A 20449-nucleotide genomic window follows, 5' to 3' on the forward strand; every position below is an offset into this window, starting at 1 on the left:
ACGCTTGGCCTGCTCTACAGAAACATCGTTAACATCTTATTTTCCAAGTTGGCCCATTTTGCCGTTCACACGGTCCGCTTGGCGGACGTTGAAGGGATTTCGTTGCCCAGAATGCCGTTCGAATATCGCCATTTGGATGGGCCATGAGCTATCCCGCTGCCGCTTCGGAACGATTATCGTCCAGCCGAGCGCGCCGTCAGAACGCGCTGTCGCTGCTGTTTTTCCTATGCGCAGCGTTCGCGCTCCTGCTTCGCTTTACGGTATCACCGCAGGTGATGAACATGGTCGTCGACTATACGGCCCAGGGAGGCTCGTTCTACGAGAAGCTGCATTTCGGCACCTATGCGATCATCCTGCTGCTTCCTATCGTTCTTTTCAGCCGGCCGTTTCTGCTGCACGGCGACGAAATTGGAATATTCAAGGCGTTGATCCGCTATTCGGTGCTGATGTTCGCGCTGGTGCCCTATCTGTTCGTTACCGGCCGTGCGGGCTCCTCCGGGTTCATCATCGATACCTATCTGGTGGCCGGCGCCACAGGCCTGTTGATGCTGGCATTGAATGCAGAGGTGCGGCGGGCGCTGGGGGACGTCGTGCTTGGAATGGCGATCCTGAGCGCTGTCATCGGCACCATCGAGGCGGTGACTCAACATCGGCTGTTGCCCTATGGGTTGAACGAACTGCAATTCAGGCCAACTGGCCTGTCGGCCCATCCGCTGGCACTGGGCGCGCTCTGCGCCACAACCATCGGATTCGTGCCGCTGACGCACTGGCGCATATGGGCGCGGGTGATGGCGATCTTCCTGTTGTTCATCGGTTGCGCTGCATCGGGCGCTCGCGCCGCGCTGATGCTCGCCACCGGCGAAATCCTCATTCTGCTGCTGTTCGTGCCTTGGCCGGGCCTGTCGCTCAAATATGAGCGGCAGGCCAAATTTGTCGTGCTGATGTTCACCGTGACGGGTGGCGCGGTGCTCGTAGCGGTACTGTTTGCGGGCGGTCTGCTGAATCGGTTCAGCAACACCATCTTCGACGAAAACTTCATGGCCCGGGTGACCATTTATCAGGTGTTCGGACTGGTCAGCTGGAACGACATCCTGTTCGGCATGAACGTTGACGACCTGCTGGCGATCGTCCGGCAGAAGCTGCATCTGCCCTACATCGAAAGCGCGCCGGTGGTAATTATCTTGCTCTTCGGCCTGCCCATAGCCCTGCTGTTTACAGCGCTGATATTCTGGTTCGTCTTCCGGCTGCTGCGCGGGGCGCCGCTGCCGGCATGGATCGGCACCATAACGTTCTTGCTTGCCGCGCTGTCAAACAACGCGCTTTCGTCAAAAACGCCGGACATGACGATCATCGTGGTGTTGCTGCTTGCCTACAGGAAGCAGCCCCATGGAGGCTCGCTCGAGAGCATGCCTTCGGCTGCTGCATCCAGCCCAAACCCGGCTGGATCTCGTTAAGCACGGACCTCGGATCCGGTCAGCCGGCGCTGTCCACGACCTCGACACCGCCCGCGCGATTGAGCGTGTGAATGCCGGACCGAGCCCATGCCGGCCCGGGATCGATTGAGCGGGGCAGTTCAAAACGGACGTCGAAATCATCAAGCCGATCCAGCCGCATCAATCCCAGGCCGCCGCCATAGGCTCTAGACCCGTTTTGCACCGGCAGCAGCAAAGCGTCGCCCTGGCGGATAAAGGCGCCGCCCGGCCGAGTGGCGGAGTGGTCGACTGCGACGGGATTGAGCGCGTGCGCAGCCCACGGCCCACGCAGCGCCGGGGCGGAATAGACGGCCATCGTGTCGGACGCGCTGCCGTGACCGAACCGCTCAGTCCCCAACAGCCAGAAGCGACCGTCGGATTCGAGCAGCGTGGCGTCGTTGAAATCCCTGTCCGTCATCAGCACAGTATCGCGTACCCAGCGATCCGGAAACTGCTCGGCACGGTAGAGCACCAGTTCTCGCGCCGTAGCGCTTTCAGGGATCATGAAAATCTCGCCGGAGTGAGCAAACACCTGCGGATATGACAGGTGATGCGCTTCCTCCAGCACCACTTTCGGCACGCCGAAAGTGCCGTCGGTGCCAAGTTCAGCGACAGAAATCACCCCGCGGCCGGTGGAGTAGGGAAACTCCTCGACAAACAGAAAATGACGGCCGTCGCGCTCGAGAACGAACGGATCGGCGTAGAAGCGCTGCCCGTCATCGGCAAGCACGGTGAACGGCTTACCATCCAGCTGTCCGGTTTCGGCGACGCCTGGACCGTCGATCAGCCGATAAGCAACCTGCCAATAGAAGGGGCGCCGACCACGTCGCAGTTTTTGCACGGCGCGGTCGACCAACCCCCTGCCGAAAAAGGACAGATAGTGCCCGATAAATCCGCCTTTCTGCAGGGGCGGCGCCGGGCTCTCGGCAATCGGCGCAAGTTTGCCCGCGGAAAAGCGGGCGACACATTGGGCAATCAGGGAGATGGCGCCGGCGAGCAGGTCGTTGCTGGTTCGGGATAGCCACAACCGGTCGCTGATCATCGGCCGCGCCGTGGCGACGGCAACGCCGTCGAGGCGCGCGGTGAGTTCGGGCAACCGCCCGCTCGCCAGCATCTCGGTCATGCCCGCGGCAAAGCTGCTTTGGCCGCAAAATTCGAGCGTCAGGACAGGCGTGCCCCGTCGTGCGGCGGTAGCGGTGAGATCGACCATAAGATCGACTGGGCCGGTGTCGCCGGACGGCAACGGCCGGGAACGGCTTGCCAGTGAGGGGCCGAAGCGCCGGCCCTCGAGCGCCAGCACATTGTCCATCGTGCGCGCATTGGGTTCAGGCGTCGGCGCGCGGCAACTCGAAACCGCATGTCCAGCCGCACTCAACCGCGCCAGAAGCTCATTTTCCCAGCGCCGGGATGCGTCGGCGTGGCCGATGATTAAAATATTAGTCAATCCAATATATTCTTTTTCAAGACTACTGCCATAGACTACTTGTCAGCCCAACCTTTCACAAGAGTTAACCCGGGAGAACGCGGCCTTGGTTGTTAATCATATATTAAGAATTGAGATCACGAAGGCGCTTTCCGGCGCTATTATGGCTCTTGCGGGCAATAGTCGGTATGTCCCGAAGGCTGCAGGCGACCAGGATCAGCGATGAACGTCCTTTCACGTCCAAAACTGCCATCCAGGCAGAAACTGCTGATTGTGTTCGGCACTAGGCCGGAGGCACTCAAATGCTTTCCAGTGGCGCGTGCCGCCCTTGCTCATCCAGGCTTCATCACCGAAATATGCATAACCGCCCAGCATCGTGAAATGGTCGACCAGGTTGTCGAACTGACCGGCTTGCCTGTGCACCACGATCTCAACATCATGCAACCCGGCCAGTCGCTGTTCGATGTGACCTCGCGCGTGCTCCTAGGCATGGCCGAGGTGCTGGACAAGGCGAAGCCCGATATCGTCATGGTGCAGGGCGACACCACCACGGCGATGGCCGCGGCGCTGGCTGCCTTCTACAAGCGTATCCCCGTCGCTCATGTCGAAGCAGGATTGCGCAGCCACAACATCAACTCGCCGTTTCCTGAAGAACTGAACCGCAAGATTGCCGGCGACATCGCCACCTGGCATTTTGCGCCGACCGTTCAAGCGCGCGACAATCTCATCGCCGAAGGAAAGGCCGAAAGCACCATCTTCGTGACCGGCAACACGGTGATCGACACGCTGTTGCATTTTTCAAGCGCGATCGATGCCGACAGGCTGATGAACGCGAAGCTCGCTGCCAGCTTCCCCTTCCTCGACCCTTCCAAGAAGATGATCCTCGTCACCGGACATCGCCGCGAGAATTTCGACGGCGGCATCCAGCGCATCTGTACGGCGTTGAAGGGATTGGCGGCGCGCGGAGACGTGCAGATCGTCTACCCTGTCCATCCAAACCCCAATGTGCGCTCGGTGGTCAACGCAGAGCTGGAAGGCGTGCCGAACATCCATCTGGTCGAGCCGCAGGACTATCTGCCGTTCCTGTACCTGCAGAAGCAGAGCTATCTGGTGCTTACCGATAGCGGCGGCGTGCAGGAAGAAGCGCCTTCGCTCGGCAAGCCGGTACTGGTGATGCGCGAAAATACCGAGCGACCCGAGGGGATCGTGGCCGGCACCGCCCGCCTTGTCGGCACCGATGTCGAGAAAATCCTGTTCAACGCCAATCGCCTGCTCGACGATCAGGCTGCCTATCGCGGCATGGCGGAACGACACAACCCATATGGCGATGGCCGGGCCAGTAACCGGATTGTTGAGGAACTGCTGCATCATGGCTGAAATCAAAACCGTTTCCGTAATCGGCATGGGCTATATCGGCCTGCCGACCTGCGCCATTTTCGCCAGCCGCGGGCTCAACGTCATTGGCGTCGATGTCAACGGAGCGGTGGTCGAGAAGGTCAATCGCGGCGAAATCCACATCGTCGAGCCGGACCTTGACGGTCTGATCCAGAAGGTCGTGGCGAACGGCAAGCTCATGGCCTACAGCACGCCGCAGCCGGCGGACGCCTATATCATCGCCGTGCCGACCCCGATGACCCACGATCATAAGCCGGACGTGACCTACGTGCTCGCGGCGGCACGAAGCATCGCCCCCGTGCTGAAGCGGGGAGACCTTGTGGTATTGGAATCGACATCGCCGGTTGGAACCACGCGTATCATGACCGGGCTGCTTGCCGAGTTGCGGCCCGATCTCAAATTTCCTGTCCAGCATGGCGAAGACGCCGATGTGCTGGTCGCCTATTCGCCCGAGCGTGTGCTGCCGGGAAAGGTGCTGACCGAGCTGATCAACAACGATCGCTCGATCGGCGGATTGTCCCGCAAATCGTCGGAGCGGACCGCGGCACTCTATTCGACCTTCGTCACCGGCGACCTGTTCATGACAACGGCCGAAAGTGCTGAGCTGGTGAAACTGACGGAGAACGCGTTCCGCGACGTCAACATCGCCTTTGCCAACGAGCTTGCCGCCGTGTGTCAGGATCTGTCGCTCAATGTATGGGAAGTGATCGATCTCGCCAATCGACACCCTCGCGTGAACATCCTCCAGCCGAGCCCGGGCGTCGGCGGTCACTGCATTGCGGTCGATCCATATTTTATCATCGACGCCGCACCCAACAGCACGCGGCTGATGGCTTCGGCACGCCGGATCAATTCCGAGCGGCCGATGTCGGTGGTCAGGGATATCGAGGCCTTGCTCGACCCCTCCCGCAAGCAAACGATCGCCTGTCTTGGCCTCAGCTTCAAAGCCAATATCGACGATCTGCGCGAGAGCCCGGCCGTCGAGGTGGTGAAGCTTCTGTCCGATAACCCCAATGTGAAGATCATTGCGGCTGAACCCAACACAAATGCGCTGCCGCATGAGCTCGAGGGCAGGGGCATCGTGTTCACCGACGCACTTTCGGCCATCGACAAGTCCGATATCGTCGTCCTCCTGGTCGACCATCGGCAGTTCAATCTGGTCGACCCCGAAGCGCTCAAGGACAAGAAGCTCGTCGATACGAGGGGTCTGTGGACGTGGCGCAAGGCACGCAAGCCCGACGCCCGCATCGAAGGCAAGAAACCAGAGGTCGCACAAGTGACGCTTGCAAGGGAGCAGGCCGCATGAACGCGCACGCCCCGGCATGGGCGCAGCATTCCCTGTTGGCATCACGGCGCCGGGAGTTCCTTGGTGCACCGATCCATGCGCTGACCATGGCCGAGACACTGGCCATCGCCGACGAGGCGATGACCCTGGGGCGGCCGCTGCATCATGTGGTCGTGAACGTCGCCAAGCTGGTGACCATGCGCCAGAATGCCGAGCTGCGCGAGGACGTGGCCGGGGCGGACGTGGTCAATGTCGACGGCATCGGCGTGCTTTGGGGTGCACGTCTGTGCGGCGTCGCGCTGCCCGAGCGGGTGGCGGGCGTCGACATCATGATCAATCTGCTGAGCCTCTGCGCGAAGCGTGGATTCAGGCCGTATCTGCTGGGGGCCGAACAGCACGTTCTCGACGCGGTTGTAGTGAGACTTGCCAAGGACCATCCGAGCCTCGTCATAGCGGGAATGCGCAACGGCTATTTCAAGCCGGAGGACGAGGCCGGGATCGTCGCGGCGATCAACGCCTCGGGCGCCGACTGCCTGCTGGTGGCCATGCCGACACCGCGCAAGGAACGCTTTCTCAAACGCTACCGCGATGAACTCGCCTCAAGCTTCGTGATGGGCGTGGGCGGCAGTTTCGACGTCTATGGGGGCAAGGTTGCCCGTGCGCCGAAGCTGATACAAGCGGCCGGCCTGGAGTGGCTGTTCCGCGTCGTCCAGGAGCCGCGACGCTTGTGGCGCCGCTACTACGACACCAACACTGCCTATGCGGGACTGCTGTGCCGGGAGTTCTGGGAGCGTCGCTGGCGCCGAAACGCCGGTTTATAGTTTCGCGTTCCCCCACAAAACAGGCGTTGACCCTGGACTTCGCTTTACGCGATCCGTAGCCGCGCCCGCAGCTGGGCGACGAATTGCGTCGCTGCCACAGGGTGGAACAACGAGGTCAGCCCGAAGAAAACCGCAGCACCGGCAGTGCCGCCGGCGACAAGCGAGAAGATTGCCGGCACGTCGCCGGGCACCATGCTGGCAAGCTTGGCGGCCACCCCCGTGCTGAGCGAGATGACCACCGAGACACCGATGTCGCGCCATGGCACCGGCACCGGTGTGAGCCGCTCGCTGATGATGATGCAGGTTATGGAGCCCACCACCGAGCCGCCCGCCAGCGCCAAAGCGGCGCCGATCTCCGCCATCGGGGGGATCAACAGCAGGGACAATGCGATTGTTGCCACCGAGCCGAAGAGATTGGCGATGATCAGCAGCCACGGCCGCTTGTGCGCGTGCACCACGACGCCATAGACGAAGCTGGTGAGGTTGGCGCACAGCACGCTGAAGGCAATGATCGGAAACAGCAGGCCGAAGCGGCCGTGATATTGCGAGGGCAGCATAAGCTCGGTGATATCGCTGCTGAGCGCGACCAGCATCGCTGCAATAGGCAGGCAAAGCCGCATCATCAGCGCCATCAGTTGCGACAGCAGCCGGCCCGACGCCGCGGGCCCATCCTCGTCGAACCGGCTGACCACCTCGGGAAAGGCGCCCATGTTGATGGCGTTGGCGACCATGTCGATCGGCTGGCGGGCCAGCGCATAGGCTGCGGCGAAGATCGCCACAGCGCTGGCATCGTAATAGATCTTGAGGAACAGACGCTCCGCGCTGTTGAGCCCGAAGCCTACCAGCGCCATGATGATCAGCGGCACACCGAGCGCAAAGAAGTCCCTGTGGGTGAAGCGCGGCGGACCGGCAACGAGCCGTCGCGATGCCATGATGCCCGCCACGATGCCGGCAATCAAGGCGCCGAAGCTCGAGCCGAGCGATACCGTCAGAAAGCTATCCTGGAAGATAAGGATAGCGCCGATCGGCAGCGCGAGTTGCAGCAGGGCACGCAGGGCTTCGAGCATCGAATAGACCGAATGGCGCTGCTGCATCTGCAGCACCGTCAACGCGAAGCGGCTGATGGACCCGGCGACCAGATAGCCGCAGACTGCGATCGCGAACTCGACCCAGCGTTCAGGCACGATCACCGCCGACGCGCCTACCGATATGACCAGCGCCAGTGCCGTGGTGGCAAGCAACACCTGCCCGGCCAGCATCAGGCTGCCGCGGCTGACTTCGCCCTTGCCGCCAAGCCTGAGCAAGGCGATGCGCAGCCAGTTGGTGACGGCAATGTCGGTCATTTCGCCGACGGTCACCACCAGGGTGAGCAGGCCATACTCGGTCTGGTCGATCAAACGCGTCACGACGACCAGCAGGAGCAGCGCCGAAATTCGCGTCAGCAGGATCGCCGGAGCATAAATGAGCGTGGAACGGAGCAGCAAGGGCGTGTCCCTGGAAAACTCACCTTCGACTAGCCGCCGACTGGCGGAAAATCCAGCCCGATGACGCCGAAGGGTGAACAGATTCAGTTTGAACTAAAAGATTTGCCGTAAACCTTATCGGGAACGTTTGCTTTGCAGTTACCCGGTCTGTGTTATTTAGAGTACCATCATGTTGCAGCGCCTCATATCCGATCGAAAAATACATGTCCTGGTCGCGACGCCCTCGGGCGTTTCGGGGCAGGGCGGCATCGACCGCATCATGGGGGCGCTGAAGCAGGAGTTCGAACGGCAAGAAATCGCCGACATCGATGTGTGCTTCCTTGCCAGTCGTGGCCCGGGGCATGTCGGACTTTCGATCTTCTATATGCTCGGTTTTTGCTTACGGATGCTTAAAGCGCGTCTGGCTGGACGCGCCGATGTCATTCATATCAACATCTCAGTTTCCGGCAGCACCTACCGCAAGATGGTGATCGCCGCCTGCGCACGGCTGCTGTCGATACCCTATGTCCTGCATTTGCACGGGGCGCAGTATCAGACATTCTGGAAAGCCGACCGCGGTTTCATAAGCCGCCTTATCAAAGCTCTGTTCGAGCATGCCGATCGGGTGATCGTTTTGGGCAGGCTTTGGCGCGATTTCGTCGCCAGCCGGGCGCCGGGCGCAGCCGGCAATATCGTGATCGTGCCCAATGCGACCGAAGTCCCGTCGCTGGGGCATGTCGGCGGCGGCGACCATGTGCATATCCTGTTCCTGGGCCGCATCGGCGACCGCAAGGGCGTACCGCAATTGCTCGAGGCACTGCACCGCATGAGCCCTGTCAAGAATTGGCGCGCCACGATTGCCGGCGATGGCGAAGTCGAGGCGGCACGGGCAAAATCGGCCGCGCTGGGGATTGCAGACCGGATCGCCTTTCCGGGTTGGGTGGGACCGGACGATGTCGCATCGCTGATTTCTTCGGCCGATATTCTGGTTCTTCCATCCTTCGCCGAAAATCTGCCGATGTCGGTGATCGAAGGCATGGCAGCCGGTTTGGCGGTGGTGGCGACCCCGGTTGGCGCCGTCGAAGACATAATCACCGACGGGCAATCCGGGCTGCTGGTGCCGCCAGGCGATGTTACAGCGTTGACCGAGGCGCTGAGCCGCCTCGTGGAGAACCCGGCACTGCGGGCAAAGCTTGGTGCCGGTGCCATGGCCGTGCATCGGGAACGGCTTGAGCTCGCCCCGTTTGTCGGCGCAATCTGCGATGTCTGGCGGTCGGCGGCGTCAAGCCGTCAACCGGTCAAGCGCTGACGCCGATGATGACGGCGGCGCTTCAAGCCTGAATTCGCGGTGGAATATCTCCAAATTCAACAGCGCCCATATCAGCTTTTCGTGATCTGCAGCACGCGTGGTGTGTTCCGAGACGAATTGATTTAGCTGTTTCGGACTCAGATAGCTGCGAATGACGGAGTGAGGCGAGCAAAGATGGTCATGCACGTAGTTCCTCATCGATCCGCGAAACCATTCGGCGACCGGTACCTTGAACCCGACCTTGCGGCGGCTGAGAATTTCCTCTGGGAGGATATTGGCCATGCTGTCGCGCAGGATCTGCTTGCTGTGCAACCAACCCAGCCTGTAGCGATCGGGCAATTTGCTGACGAATGAAACCAGGTCTCGATCGAGGAACGGCATTCTTCCTTCGATTGAACCGGCCATCATCATGTGGTCGCCTCGTTCCAGTAGATTGTCAGGCAGCCACGATGTCTGATCGAAAAACAGCACGCGGCGAAGATGGGAAGCCGCAGCGCTTGACGAGAACGGAAAGTCGTTGCGCTCATAACGGCGATTTGCGGACGCGCCGATCAGGCAAGCGCGCTGCTGCGCCGAAACGGCTCCAAACCAGGAGACCATCCGGGCGGCAAAGTCCCTTTCGCCGGCGGTGCGGGCAAACGTATCGACCTTGGCCGACGCGCCCGGCATGGCGCGTACCAAAGGGGAAAGGACGTTATCGTGCAGCGAGGCTGGAACAAGCGACTGGTAGATCCCGGCCAGTGATTCCGCGCGATGCTTGGGATAGCCGCCGAGAATCTCGTCGGCTCCTTCTCCGGTGAGCACCATCTTGACGTCCTGCGAGGCGCGCTCCGACATCAGGTAAATTGGAATATCGCTGCTTTGCGAAACAGGTCCCCCGCGTTGGCGAACCATCGCGGGCAGGTGATCCATCAGATCGCCTGGCTGAATGACAAGTTCGCAATGATCGGTCTTGAAATGATCGGCAACGCGCCGGGCGAATCCAAGTTCGCTATAGGCTGCGTCGTCGAACCCGACGGAAAACGTGCGAATGGGCGTGGCGCTATGCCTGGCCATCAGGGCGACGATAGCCGAGGAGTCGAGTCCTCCGGAGAGAAAGGCCCCAAAAGGTGCATCGCTGCGCATCCTGATCTCGACGGAATGGTCGAGCAGTTCCAGAAATCGCTTCTTGGCGGTTTTTCCGTCGATCCGCTCGGTCAGGGCCGCCTGATCCGGAGGCGTATAGTAGCGCGTTTCCTTGACCACCCCTTGCGACCAGACAGCATAGCTTCCGGGATTGAGCTTGCGGATCTGTTTAAAAAGCGTGCGTGGTCCCGGCACATAACGCCAGTTCAGATACTCGTCCACCGCATCCAGATCGAGTTGCTGCGCATCTTGCTGCGCCGACAACAATGCGTTGATCTCCGAGGCAAACAGCAGCAATCTTTCGCTTTGCATGAGGTAAAGCGGCTTTTCCCCGAAGGGATCCCGGCCGAGGATCAATTCCTGCCTCTGAGCATCCCAGAGTGCAAAGGCGAACATGCCGCTCAGCCGGTCGAACATGGACAAGCGCCATTGATCGTAGGCTCGGAGCAGCACCTCGGTATCGGAGCGCGTTCGAAAATGATGGCCAAGGCCGATCAGTTCTTGGCGCAACTCGATGTAGTTATATATCTCTCCGTTGAAAATTATTTTGAGACGGCCGTCCTCAATCTGCATCGGCTGATTTGACTCAGGCGCCAAGTCAATGATCGCCAGGCGGCGATGGACCAATGCCAATTGTTGCTCGCCGGTATTCAGGTCCAATATCTCGGTGCCTTCGGCATCGGGACCGCGATGCCGCAATGCGTTTGACATTCTGGCGGCCCGCTCTTGTGGATTTTTAGCCCTTCGACCGATCCATCCGGCAATTCCACACATTGTTCCCCCTAGGCGCGCGCATTCCTCAATTCAGTACAACAAATGTGTTAAACACTTCGTGCCAATACAACCCAACCGGGAGAAAGCTGCCACGGGCCGTTCCTCGATCGAGCCTGGCGGTCAGGGGTTGCCACCGGTTGTTCGCTGGTGAGGGCGAGTGACGGCACCTATGGCAGGCCCAATGCCTGCAGCATCTCCGGGTCGGGAACCGGGGGACCATCGGGCGGGATGAGGCTCATCCCATAGGGATTGGAGAATTCCCAGACAGACCATGGGATAGCGAAGCGTTCGGCCTCTCGGCGCACTGCCTTGAGATAGCGCGAACGGTCGGCCTCAAAGGCGCCCATGCGGCCGTCCGCGGACATGAGGATAGCGCCGAATTCGCCCATGAAGAGCCGCCGGCTGGGAATGCCATGGCCTTCAGCCCAGTCGACAGCCTGGCGAAAGCTCGCCTCCAGTTGGCTCTGGCCCCAGTTCTGCTCGAAATAGTTCGCGATTGCTTGGCGCGCGGTGGCCATGTTCATGACCTGCTCGACCCTGCTCAAGCCGGCAGCTTCCATCCGTGCTCTAAGGGTTTCGGTCACCACTTCGGGTGTACTGCTGTCGGCCGGCCAGGGAAGTCCCGAAGCAAAGCTGATCGTGTCATCGGGCCGCTGGTGGGTGAAGCTGTGCGGCTCATACATATGGAAGCTGTAATAGAGGTTTGGGTCATCAAAGCTGGGGCTGAGGTTGACCAATCCGGCAATGCTGCCGCCGCAGGCGCCGGTTGCAACGATGGTAAGTTCGCTGCTGACCGCTCGAATGTCGTGGACGGTCCCTGCCATGATCCGCTGCCAGTGATCGCTGCCGCTCGCATCGCAAGGGTAGTACGCGGGCTCGTTGTAAGGTTCGAGGGCGACTTTGTCGGTGCCTATCTTGACCAGCGTGGCGGCGACCGCCACAACCATTTGACGATAGCGGGCAACGCCCTCGCTGTCGGCGCCGCCATAGATCATCTCCATGCTGTAGTCGGGAATCTGAGTGACGCCATGCAGGTCGAAAACCACCTTGAGGCCGGTCGACGTGATCCGCTCGACGGCGGCGGCAAGTATGTCCAGCGCCTGCTGCCGCTTGGCGTCCCCGCTGGCAAGCAGCGGGCCGGGATCGACGCTCAGCCGGACGAAGTCGAAGCCCATCGATCGGATGTGGGCAAACACCTCCCCGGCCGGCCGGTCAGTGAGCGGCCTGCTTTCCGCAAGCCACTCCTTTTCGCTGCGATAGGGCGGCCAAACGTAGGTTCCGTCTTTCTCCACCGGCGACCAGTTGAGCCACTGATGCACGCCAACGCCGCGCTTGAGAGGGACGGGCTCTGCCTCGGCCGCCACAAGCAAGACGAGCACCCAGGCAACAACATACACCGCTTTTCGCATCGCTCCCTCCGCATGCTCGCGGGAGATATTAACCGCAACGAACGGGAAAGAAGATTGCCGGCCCGCAGCTTTTCGACGGCATGGTATACAAGGACCGAAACGTTGACGGGGCGTGCATGAGAATCGGCTGGTACATCAACCGATTGCGCAGCATGGGACCGGCCGAGGTGTTGCACCGGCTGGGCGAGCAACGTCGAAGGATCGCGTCGCGCCGCCGCGATGATGGGTGGGAGCGCTATCCATCGCCGCAGTTGCACCCAGTGCTGCCTGGATTTCGCCATGCTGCGCTGGCAGCGACCGACGCTCAACGGCAGTCCATAGCGGCGGCCGCGCAAGAGATGCTGCATGGCCGGTTTTCGGCACTCGGGCGGACATGGCCAAAGCGTGAGCCCGATCTTTTGTTTCCTGCTGAGCTTTGGCGTCTTGATCCGGTAACCGGCAGGCTTTGGCCTGGCGCCGAGGCTCATACGTTCGATATCGATTTTCGCGATGGCGGCGACCTTGGCGATATAAAATATGTCTGGGAGATCAACCGGCTGCAGCAATTGCCAGTACTGGCTGCACACCTGCTCCTCAGCGAGGACAATCGATCCCGGAGTACCATTGAGGCGGCAATCGGCAGTTGGCATTCCGCCAATCCGCCGTTCCGAGGCATTTGCTGGGCTTCCGGCATCGAAGTAGCGCTGCGAGCCATCAGCCTGATCGTCACCCTGGACCTTATCGGTGACCGGCTTGACCCGGCGACGCTGCGGAAAGCTGGTGAGATACTCGCGGCAAGCGCCTATTGGCTGCCGCGGTTTCCGTCGCGATATTCCTCCGCCAACAATCATCTCGTCGCAGAGTTGGCTGGCGAATATCTGGTTGGCCTGGCGCTCGGGGCCGAATCCGAAATTGCCCGCAGCGCCCTCTTAAATGAGGCGCACAAGCAGATTCTTGCCGACGGCGCCGGTGCCGAGCAAACGCCGACCTATGCAGCCTTCAGCGCCGAACTCATCTTGCTGTGCGCCGCCGCGGCACGCCAGGCGGGAACGCCGTTTCCCTCGGCCGTCGAAGCGCGTCTGGGCGCCTTCGCCAATTTCGTCGGCTGGCTGCCACAGAAAGCCGCCCGCTTCGGCGACGACGATGAGGGCCATGTGCTGAAGCTGGGCGACGAGCCGAACTATATCCGATCCGTCGCGGCCGCCATCAACGGCTTACTGGGGACGCCGGGCAACGCGCCGGAGCCTGACGATTTTCGTTCGCTTTTCTTTGGTGCGCCGTCAGGCCCGGCGTCCGCGGTGGATGGCTTGCAGACATTCACGCAAGGCGGGCTCTCCGTCTGGCGCGGAGCAATGAATGGCCGCAATGTCGAACTGACGTTCGACCATGGGCCGCTCGGCTATCTCTCGATAGCGGCGCACGGCCATGCCGACGCGCTGTCGCTCACCCTGTGCATCGACGATGAGCCGGTGCTGGTCGATCCCGGCACCTGGCTCTACGGTTCGGGAGGCGCATGGCGCGACTGGTTTCGCTCCACACCGGCGCACAACACGCTGAACATCGAGGGCGAGAGCCAAAGCACCATCGCTGGAAATTTCAACTGGTCGCACAAGGCAGTCGCAGCGCTGGTGGAGAGCGAGCCGGGACCGCACTGGAGGCTGAGCGCCCGGCATGACGGCTATAGAAGCCGCTTCGGCGTCGTGCATCAGCGCACTTTGGCGCGCCAGGCCGATGGCATCCTCATCACCGACCAACTGCTCGGCGGCAGGCGCCAGTCCGAGATCGTCTTCCAACTGGCCGCCGGCCTCCATGCCGATCGGCACGAAGAGACGGTCACGGTATTGCGCGGCGACGAGGTACTGTTGGCCATCCGCTTTCCTGATGCTGCGCTCGATATCGGCGCCGGCGGTGACATGCCGGGCCAAGGCGGTTGGGTTTCACTGCGTTTTGGCACCAGGCAGCAAGCCGAACGCCTCGCCTGGCACGGTGAAGTGGGCGAAGCCGGAATCGATATCCATCTTGCCCCAATTCACCCGCCGCAACAGCAAAAACCGGTGCCAACGTAGAGTTGCCGGGCGAGTTCCGGCCGTATTCGACATTAATTACGTTTGGACATTTAGCGGTTTCGTTACCGTTGATCTGCTAGTCTCGCACCATCCAGCCTGCTTTGCCCGCTGCGCCCGCAACAGCCACTGGTTGCAGGCGGCGTAGCGAGTTTGGCGGGAATTTTGTGCTTTGCTATTCGCCAGATCGCCTTCTTACGACCCCAGACTGCCTTCTTACGACCAGGAGCCGCTGCATCAATGTTTTCCGAATTTGCCAGAGCGATTGTGGAAAAGCTTTCGAACGTCAATCTGACCACGCTCGGCCTGCTTCTCCTCACCGCACTGGGCAGCGCGGTGATCGCCTACTGGCGAACTGCCGAACATAAGTCCCTCAGGGACTTTTTCGACTTCGCCTTCCCACAGGAAGTCATCCTGCACCCGTCGGCGCGAGCCGACGCCCTGTTCTGGATCACGAAACGGGCGATGATGCCTTTCCTGCTTATTCCTGCCGGCGTCACCTTCGTCGTCGCGGTGGGCTATGGCACACGCGAGGCAATTGGCTGGCTCCTTAACATCCACGCGCCGCTTCTCGGCGGCCCGGCGGGACCGGTGACGATCGTCATCTTCACCGCAACCATGCTGGTCGCCTATGATATTTCATACTACCTCTACCACGTCGCCCAGCACCGTTTCCCGTTCCTGTGGGAATTGCACAAGGTGCATCATTCGGCCGAAGTGATGGTGGGGATCACCAAGGACCGGGTTCATCCGCTGGACGATCTGATGAACCGTATGTGGGATGGCGTCATCCCGGGCATCTGCTTCGGTGTCTGGAGCCTGATCGCACTCGATCCGGTAGAGGTCGCTATCTTCGGCATCAACGTCTACGTCATCCGCAACATCCTGATGATGGACTTTGTTCGCCATACGCATCTCAAGATATCGTTCGGCCCGTTGAACAACATCATCCTGTGTCCGCACTGGCACCAGGTGCATCACAGCATCGACCCGCGTCACTACGATAAGAATTTCGGCCTGCTTTTTTCGTTCTGGGATCGTCTGTTCGGAACGCAATTTGTCCCGGAGCCGGATGAAGACCTGAAATTTGGCCTGGTCGATCGCGATGTGCGCGATTACCAGTCGATCTTTGGGCTCTACATCCTGCCGCTCAAGAAGATGGCAAGGCATGTCATGCGACTGTTTCACAGACGGCCCAATGTGGTCGCGCAGCCACAGGACAGTTCTCCTTCATGAACACCGCTGTTTCCATCGACGTCCTAGGCGCGGAGCGCCTGGAAATCGTCCGTTCGGCGGATCGCCTGGCTGCGGTCGAAGCCGCTTGGATGGAGCTTTGGCATCGTACCGACGGGCTCATCTTTCAAAGCCATGCCTGGATTTCGGCATGGTGGAGTACCGTACAACGTCGTGACCAGCGCGCGTTGCGGATCGGCCTGGTCTGGAAGGGCGAGAGACTCGTTGCTGTCGTTCCGCTGGCGATCGGCAGGCGCAGGGGGCTGCGGTTTCTCGAATGGGCGGCCGGCAGCTATACCGACTATGGGGATATTCTCGTTGCTCCGGAATGCTCGTTATCGGCGCTGCAGGAGCTATGGACCCAACTCTGCGATGCAGGTGGCTTCGATCTTGCCTTGATCAGTCGTCTCTCGCCGGATGCGGCGGCCCGCAAAATTTTCACGCCGGGAGCTTCCGGCGGCATCAGGCTTCGTCACTTTCACCGAACGGAAGTCAGCTATCGCGTTGCCGGACAATGGGAAAGCGGAGCGGCATGGTTGGCGGACCAGTCGAAAAAGACGCGCCAGAACTATCGGCGCGGCATCAAAGCGCTGGAAGAAACCGGAGAGGTGAGATTTCGCCTGCTTGCGCCCGACGAGCCGCTGCAACCGGTACTGGAGCGCCTCGCGGCCTTGAAGCGGAAATGGCTGACCGAGCGCATGCGTGAATCAGACCTCTTCGAAGAGGGCGTGCCGGTACTCGCCGCGCTCGTCGATGCGTTGGCGCGCGCCGGCGTGCTGCATATCTTCGTCCTCGAATGCAATGGCGTGATGGTCGCGGTGTCGATCAACTTCGTCCAGCACGACGTGATGATGGCCTTCGTGACGACGTTCGATCCGGATTTCGGCCGGGCGTCGCCGGGTGTGATCCTGTTGATGGATTACGTGCAGTGGTCGATCGATCACGGCTTGAGCATGGTCGATTTCCTCTGTGGCGCAGAGTCGTTCAAACACAAATTCTCAACGCAGGCGGTTACGCTGGAATCCGTCATCGGGACGCGCACGGCACAGGGCGCGCTTGCATTTCTTGCCGATCGTGTCCTCCAGACCGTCAGGCATATGCGCGAGCGGTCATCGGCACCACCAGAGGGACGCGATACGCCCGCTCAAGCCGAAGCAGCCTTGGACTAAAGCGCGTCGCGTTCGATCGGCCTCATGCGACGCGCTTTAGATTCTTGTTTTATACATGTCGTTATCGCAAAACCGCTGCACTTTTGCGCGACATGCTTTAGAATGGTTCATCGTTTCACGGAAACGCCGAACAGCTCCATCTTTTGTTTTGACGCAATTCCGGATGAAAACCGTTCACACTTTTCCTGGAATTGCTGTAGCGGCCCGCTCGCAAAAAGCTCAAATGAAGCGCGGTATCGGACCGCTTTGCGGCGTGGTGCGGTCGCCGAGGTCGAGGAAGATTTCGTCGATGTAGCACCATCCCCAACCTTCCGGCGGATCGTAGCCTTCGATGACAGGATGGCCGGTTGCCCGAAAATGCTTGGTGGCATGACGGTTGGGCGAGTCGTCGCAGCAGCCGACATGGCCGCATGTGCGGCAGAGCCGCAGATGCACCCACTGCGAACCGCTCTTCAGGCATTCCTCGCAGCCGAGCGCGCTCGGTGTCACGTCGCGAATGTCCCCGGCGTGCCTGCATTCGTCTGCCATCATACGCTCCTGACCAGTTGTGGCGCCACGGCGAGACTGCCGTTTCGCGCGAGATATGCATGCAGCGCTGCAACCACCTGGGCGCCTTCGCCGACGGCAGCGGCGACGCGCTTGATCGAGCCGGAGCGCACGTCGCCGATGGCGAACACCCCGCCGCGGTTCGTCTCCAGTGCACCACGTTCCTGGCCAATGTCAGGCCCGGTGCGAACGAAGCCCTTCGCGTCCAACGCCACGCCGCATTGCGCCAGCCAGTCGGTGTTCGGATCGGCGCCGATGAACAGGAAGAGGTGGCGGATCGGACGTGCTGTCTCGGTGTCGCGGTTGCGCCAGCGCACTTTGCCAAGATTGCCGTCGTCGCCTTCCAGTGCCGCAATCTGCGTCTCAGCCAGCACTTCGATGTTCGGCTGTGCCCTGACGCGCTCCACCAGATAGCGCGACATGCTCGCATCGAGGCTGCTGCCGCGCGCCAGCAGCCATACCTTCTTCACATGCGCCGCCAGGTAGACGGCAGCCTGACCAGCCGAATTGCCGGCGCCGACAAGGGCTACCTCTTGCCCGGCGCAAAGCCGCGCTTCGATCGGCGAAGCCCAGTAATGCACGGAGGTTCCCTCGAATTGCGCCAGGTTTGCCATGTCGAGGCGGCGATAGCGCGCTCCGCTGGCGATCACCACCGACCGTGCCCGCACGGTCTCCCCGCCGCCGACGGCGAGCGTGTAGTGGGCACCGGACGTGTCGCTTGCGCTGCCCAGCAGCTTCGCCTCGTCCGGTATCACCATCTCGACGCCGAATTTCTGCGCCTGGTTGTAAGCGCGCGCCATCAGCGCCATTCCCGAAATGCCGGTCGGAAAACCGAGGTAGTTCTCGATGCGCGAGGAGGCACCCGCCTGTCCGCCGAAGGCACGGCAATCGAGCACGATCGTCGACAACCCTTCGGAAGCCGCGTAGACGGCCGCCGCGAGGCCGGCCGGTCCGGCGCCGACAATGGCCACGTCGTACAGCTTGCCGGCGTCGATCGGCCTCACCAGGCCGATGCAGCGGGCAAGCTCGTTCTCTCCGGGATTGAGCAGCAGCTTGCCGTTCGGACAGAGCACGATCGGCAAATGGTGGATATCGACATGGAAGCGTTCGATCAGGGTCCTGGCGCAGGGATCGGCAGCCGAATCGAGAACGCGATGCGGCTGACCGCTGCGAGCCAGAAAACCTTGCAGCCTCAAAACGTCGCCGCTGTCGACCGGTCCGACAATGATCGGGCCGGCTGTGCCGCTCTCGAGCAGGCCGACACGGCGCAGGATCAGCGCCCGCATGATGCGCTCGCCGAGGTTTGCTTCCTGCACCATCAGGTCCCTCAGCCTTTGCGAGGGGATGACGAGCGCCTCGACCGGCTCGACCGCCTCCACATCCACTAGTGAGGGTCGGGCTGAAAGCTGCGCCAACTCGCCGACGAAATTGCCTGCACCGTGCGTGACGATTGTTTCGCGCCGGCCGAAGCTGCCGCCCTGGATGATATCCACCTTGCCGGACAGGACCACGATCAGACCGGGCGCCAGCTCGCCGGCTTTGACGATCTGTTCGCCTGCAGCATAGGACACGGCTTCGCCGAAACGGCCCATGCGGTCCAGTTCTGCCTCAGCCAGCACTGGAAACATCTGATCGCGACGGGCAATGGAGATCGGATTGGCGGGTTGAGACATGGTTCGAACCTATCGCCGGTTTCCGACAGTTTGAAGCGGTTTTTGCGGCTTGCGGCCGGTAGGAACCTAGCCCGCCTGTCGGTAAACGCTGTGTCCTTCGCTTCGCAGTTAACTGACGGCGGCCGTGCGACGATGTCGTCGCGACGTGCCTCAAAATCCGTTGCATCTCCTTGATTTGTTTGATTTGTGCATCCCGGCAAACCCGGCGCATGCTGCTTCAGCCGGCACCTGCCTAAGCCGGCCAGGCCCGGCGGGCCGTCCTGTGTCAAACTCTCGGCCGCCGGGCTTCTGGACAGCAGAAAACGGCCTGTGTCCGAGCACTCCGCAAACTGGCCTGCGGCCTGTTGTTCGGCGAGTGCTCAGGCAGCTACCTGAAGCACAATCTTGCCGCGCGTATGCTGCTTCTCGAGCTGTTCCTCGGCCCTGGCGACTTCCTCAAGAGGATAGATTGCCTGCACGAATGGCCTGACCTTCCCGGCGTCGATGAGGCGGCTGATCTCGGCAAGCTGCGCCGCGTTCGGCTTGGTCAAATAGGAAACGCCGCGAGCCCGATGCAGGCGGGCCTTCTCCGCCGACGGCTCGGAAAGCGTTGAGACGAGCGTCCCGCCGGGCTTGAGCACGTCCCACGAGCGGTCCTGTGTTTCACCCGCTACCAGGTCGAAGACGAGGTCGACGTCCTCGACAAGCTCCTCGAAGCGCTGGTTCTTGTAATCGACCGCCTGGTCGGCGCCAAGCGCGCGGACGAAATCGAAATCCTGCGCGGACACGGTCGTCGCGACAAACGCGCCCGCGGCCTTTGCGAACTGCACCGCCAGATGACCGACGCCGCCGGCGCCGCCATGGATAAGGACCCGCTGCCCGGATTTGAGGCCGCCGTGATCGAAAAGGCCTTGCCACGCGGTAAGGCCCGCAAGTGGCACGGCGGCGGCTTCGGCGTGGCTTAAGCGTTGCGGCTTCGCCGCCGCCTCCGTTGCCTTGACGACGACATATTCGGCGTTGCCGCCGCGGTCGTTGCCGAGCATGGCATATAGCGGATCGCCCTTCTTCAGCGTATGGGCCCGCGTGCCGCACAGTTCCACCACGCCGGATACGTCGCGGCCGAGCGTGACGGGCAGATCCGCGCCCGAAGAGCCCTCGCGAACCTTGTAGTCGACGGGATTGACGCTTGCCGCGTAGACCTTGAGCGTGACCTCGTCGTCATGCGGCTGAGGCAACGGAACCGCGTCCAGCGAAAGAACCTCCGGTCCACCAAAATCGTGGATTCGGACGGCCTTCATCGTAATCATGGCTTGCTCCTCGTCGGGTTGCAG

The 20449-nt window shown here is 61.3% G+C and carries 15 protein-coding genes; 8 read left to right on the forward strand and 7 right to left on the reverse strand.

Going from position 1 to position 20449, the window contains the following annotated elements; translation table 11 throughout:
- The first annotated feature begins 143 nt into the window (after window positions 1–143).
- On the forward strand, window positions 144–1454 hold the full coding sequence (locus NKJ73_RS08745; protein WP_352455347.1) for a VpsF family polysaccharide biosynthesis protein: 1311 nt from the start codon (window positions 144–146) through the stop codon (window positions 1452–1454).
- Window positions 1455–1473: 19 nt separating this feature from the next.
- Here NKJ73_RS08745 and NKJ73_RS08750 read toward each other — a convergent pair whose 3' ends face one another.
- On the reverse strand, window positions 1474–2916 hold the full coding sequence (locus NKJ73_RS08750; RefSeq protein WP_352569039.1) for a glucosamine inositolphosphorylceramide transferase family protein: 1443 nt from the start codon (window positions 2914–2916) through the stop codon (window positions 1474–1476).
- A 201-nt stretch (window positions 2917–3117) separates the two neighbouring features.
- On the opposite strand from NKJ73_RS08750, the gene wecB reads away from it, so the two are divergent.
- From wecB to NKJ73_RS08765, 3 genes are read left to right on the forward strand one after another with little or no spacing between them, the layout of a single operon-like run.
- Window positions 3118–4272 carry a non-hydrolyzing UDP-N-acetylglucosamine 2-epimerase gene (gene wecB / locus NKJ73_RS08755; RefSeq protein ID WP_352541699.1) on the forward strand — a complete coding sequence of 385 codons (1155 nt, stop codon included), beginning with the start codon at window positions 3118–3120 and terminating at the stop codon, window positions 4270–4272.
- Complete coding sequence (gene wecC / locus NKJ73_RS08760) at window positions 4265–5596, forward strand: UDP-N-acetyl-D-mannosamine dehydrogenase (RefSeq protein ID WP_352569040.1); 1332 nt, start codon at window positions 4265–4267, stop codon at window positions 5594–5596. The genes wecB and wecC overlap by 8 nt, the downstream gene beginning before the upstream one ends.
- Entirely contained in the window at window positions 5593–6396 is an 804-nt protein-coding gene (locus NKJ73_RS08765; protein WP_031211886.1) for a WecB/TagA/CpsF family glycosyltransferase, read from the forward strand. Before wecC ends, NKJ73_RS08765 begins: the two co-directional genes overlap by 4 nt.
- A 44-nt stretch (window positions 6397–6440) precedes the next feature.
- Here the strand turns inward: NKJ73_RS08765 and NKJ73_RS08770 are convergent, their stop codons facing one another.
- On the reverse strand, window positions 6441–7880 hold the full coding sequence (locus NKJ73_RS08770; protein ID WP_352569041.1) for a lipopolysaccharide biosynthesis protein: 1440 nt from the start codon (window positions 7878–7880) through the stop codon (window positions 6441–6443).
- A 169-nt stretch (window positions 7881–8049) separates the two neighbouring features.
- On the opposite strand from NKJ73_RS08770, the gene NKJ73_RS08775 reads away from it, so the two are divergent.
- Window positions 8050–9168 carry a glycosyltransferase family 4 protein gene (locus tag NKJ73_RS08775; protein ID WP_352569042.1) on the forward strand — a complete coding sequence of 373 codons (1119 nt, stop codon included), beginning with the start codon at window positions 8050–8052 and terminating at the stop codon, window positions 9166–9168.
- Here NKJ73_RS08775 and asnB read toward each other — a convergent pair.
- A complete protein-coding gene (gene asnB / locus NKJ73_RS08780) occupies window positions 9142–11067 on the reverse strand; it encodes an asparagine synthase (glutamine-hydrolyzing) (protein WP_352569043.1) in 1926 nt (641 codons plus the stop codon). The genes NKJ73_RS08775 and asnB overlap by 27 nt on opposite strands.
- 167 nt (window positions 11068–11234) lie before the next feature.
- Complete coding sequence (locus NKJ73_RS08785) at window positions 11235–12476, reverse strand: glycoside hydrolase family 5 protein (protein WP_352569044.1); 1242 nt, start codon at window positions 12474–12476, stop codon at window positions 11235–11237.
- Window positions 12477–12592: 116 nt separating this feature from the next.
- On the opposite strand from NKJ73_RS08785, the gene NKJ73_RS08790 reads away from it, so the two are divergent.
- The 3 genes from NKJ73_RS08790 to NKJ73_RS08800 all read left to right on the forward strand — a co-directional run bounded on the left by NKJ73_RS08790 (window position 12593) and on the right by NKJ73_RS08800 (window position 16920).
- The gene (locus NKJ73_RS08790) at window positions 12593–14521 is read left to right on the forward strand and encodes a heparinase II/III family protein (protein ID WP_352569045.1); all 1929 of its coding nucleotides are present in this window, start codon (window positions 12593–12595) and stop codon (window positions 14519–14521) included.
- Window positions 14522–14758: 237 nt separating this feature from the next.
- Window positions 14759–15754 (forward strand): sterol desaturase family protein, encoded by a 996-nt coding sequence (locus tag NKJ73_RS08795; RefSeq protein ID WP_352569046.1) that lies wholly within the window; start codon window positions 14759–14761, stop codon window positions 15752–15754.
- Entirely contained in the window at window positions 15751–16920 is a 1170-nt protein-coding gene (locus NKJ73_RS08800) for a GNAT family N-acetyltransferase (RefSeq protein WP_023677168.1), read from the forward strand. The genes NKJ73_RS08795 and NKJ73_RS08800 overlap by 4 nt, the downstream gene beginning before the upstream one ends.
- Window positions 16921–17139: 219 nt before the next feature.
- Here the strand turns inward: NKJ73_RS08800 and NKJ73_RS08805 are convergent, their stop codons facing one another.
- The 3 genes from NKJ73_RS08805 to NKJ73_RS08815 form a co-directional block, all read right to left on the reverse strand.
- Entirely contained in the window at window positions 17140–17451 is a 312-nt protein-coding gene (locus tag NKJ73_RS08805; protein WP_352569047.1) for a UBP-type zinc finger domain-containing protein, read from the reverse strand.
- Window positions 17448–19139 (reverse strand): FAD-dependent oxidoreductase, encoded by a 1692-nt coding sequence (locus NKJ73_RS08810; RefSeq protein WP_031211893.1) that lies wholly within the window; start codon window positions 19137–19139, stop codon window positions 17448–17450. Before NKJ73_RS08810 ends, NKJ73_RS08805 begins: the two co-directional genes overlap by 4 nt.
- A gap of 359 nt (window positions 19140–19498) precedes the next feature.
- Window positions 19499–20425, reverse strand: a complete 927-nt coding sequence (locus NKJ73_RS08815) for an NADP-dependent oxidoreductase (RefSeq protein WP_352449638.1) — start codon at window positions 20423–20425, stop codon at window positions 19499–19501.
- Window positions 20426–20449: the final 24 nt, after the last annotated feature.

It is taken from the genome of Mesorhizobium sp. M0074 (assembly GCF_040322975.1).
GTDB lineage: Bacteria > Pseudomonadota > Alphaproteobacteria > Rhizobiales > Rhizobiaceae > Mesorhizobium.

What these genes read in the sequence shown, in the direction of transcription:
- NKJ73_RS08745 (WP_352455347.1), top strand. Translation starts at nt 144, where the DNA reads ATGAGCTATCCCGCTGCCGCTTCGGAACGATTATCGTCCAGCCGAGCG.
- wecB (WP_352541699.1), top strand. Translation starts at nt 3,118, where the DNA reads ATGAACGTCCTTTCACGTCCAAAACTGCCATCCAGGCAGAAACTGCTG.
- wecC (WP_352569040.1), top strand. Translation starts at nt 4,265, where the DNA reads ATGGCTGAAATCAAAACCGTTTCCGTAATCGGCATGGGCTATATCGGC.
- NKJ73_RS08765 (WP_031211886.1), top strand. Translation starts at nt 5,593, where the DNA reads ATGAACGCGCACGCCCCGGCATGGGCGCAGCATTCCCTGTTGGCATCA.
- NKJ73_RS08775 (WP_352569042.1), top strand. Translation starts at nt 8,050, where the DNA reads ATGTTGCAGCGCCTCATATCCGATCGAAAAATACATGTCCTGGTCGCG.
- asnB (WP_352569043.1), bottom strand. Translation starts at nt 11,067, where the DNA reads ATGTGTGGAATTGCCGGATGGATCGGTCGAAGGGCTAAAAATCCACAA.
- NKJ73_RS08785 (WP_352569044.1), bottom strand. Translation starts at nt 12,476, where the DNA reads ATGCGAAAAGCGGTGTATGTTGTTGCCTGGGTGCTCGTCTTGCTTGTG.
- NKJ73_RS08790 (WP_352569045.1), top strand. Translation starts at nt 12,593, where the DNA reads ATGAGAATCGGCTGGTACATCAACCGATTGCGCAGCATGGGACCGGCC.
- NKJ73_RS08795 (WP_352569046.1), top strand. Translation starts at nt 14,759, where the DNA reads ATGTTTTCCGAATTTGCCAGAGCGATTGTGGAAAAGCTTTCGAACGTC.
- NKJ73_RS08800 (WP_023677168.1), top strand. Translation starts at nt 15,751, where the DNA reads ATGAACACCGCTGTTTCCATCGACGTCCTAGGCGCGGAGCGCCTGGAA.
- NKJ73_RS08805 (WP_352569047.1), bottom strand. Translation starts at nt 17,451, where the DNA reads ATGATGGCAGACGAATGCAGGCACGCCGGGGACATTCGCGACGTGACA.
- NKJ73_RS08810 (WP_031211893.1), bottom strand. Translation starts at nt 19,139, where the DNA reads ATGTCTCAACCCGCCAATCCGATCTCCATTGCCCGTCGCGATCAGATG.
- NKJ73_RS08815 (WP_352449638.1), bottom strand. Translation starts at nt 20,425, where the DNA reads ATGATTACGATGAAGGCCGTCCGAATCCACGATTTTGGTGGACCGGAG.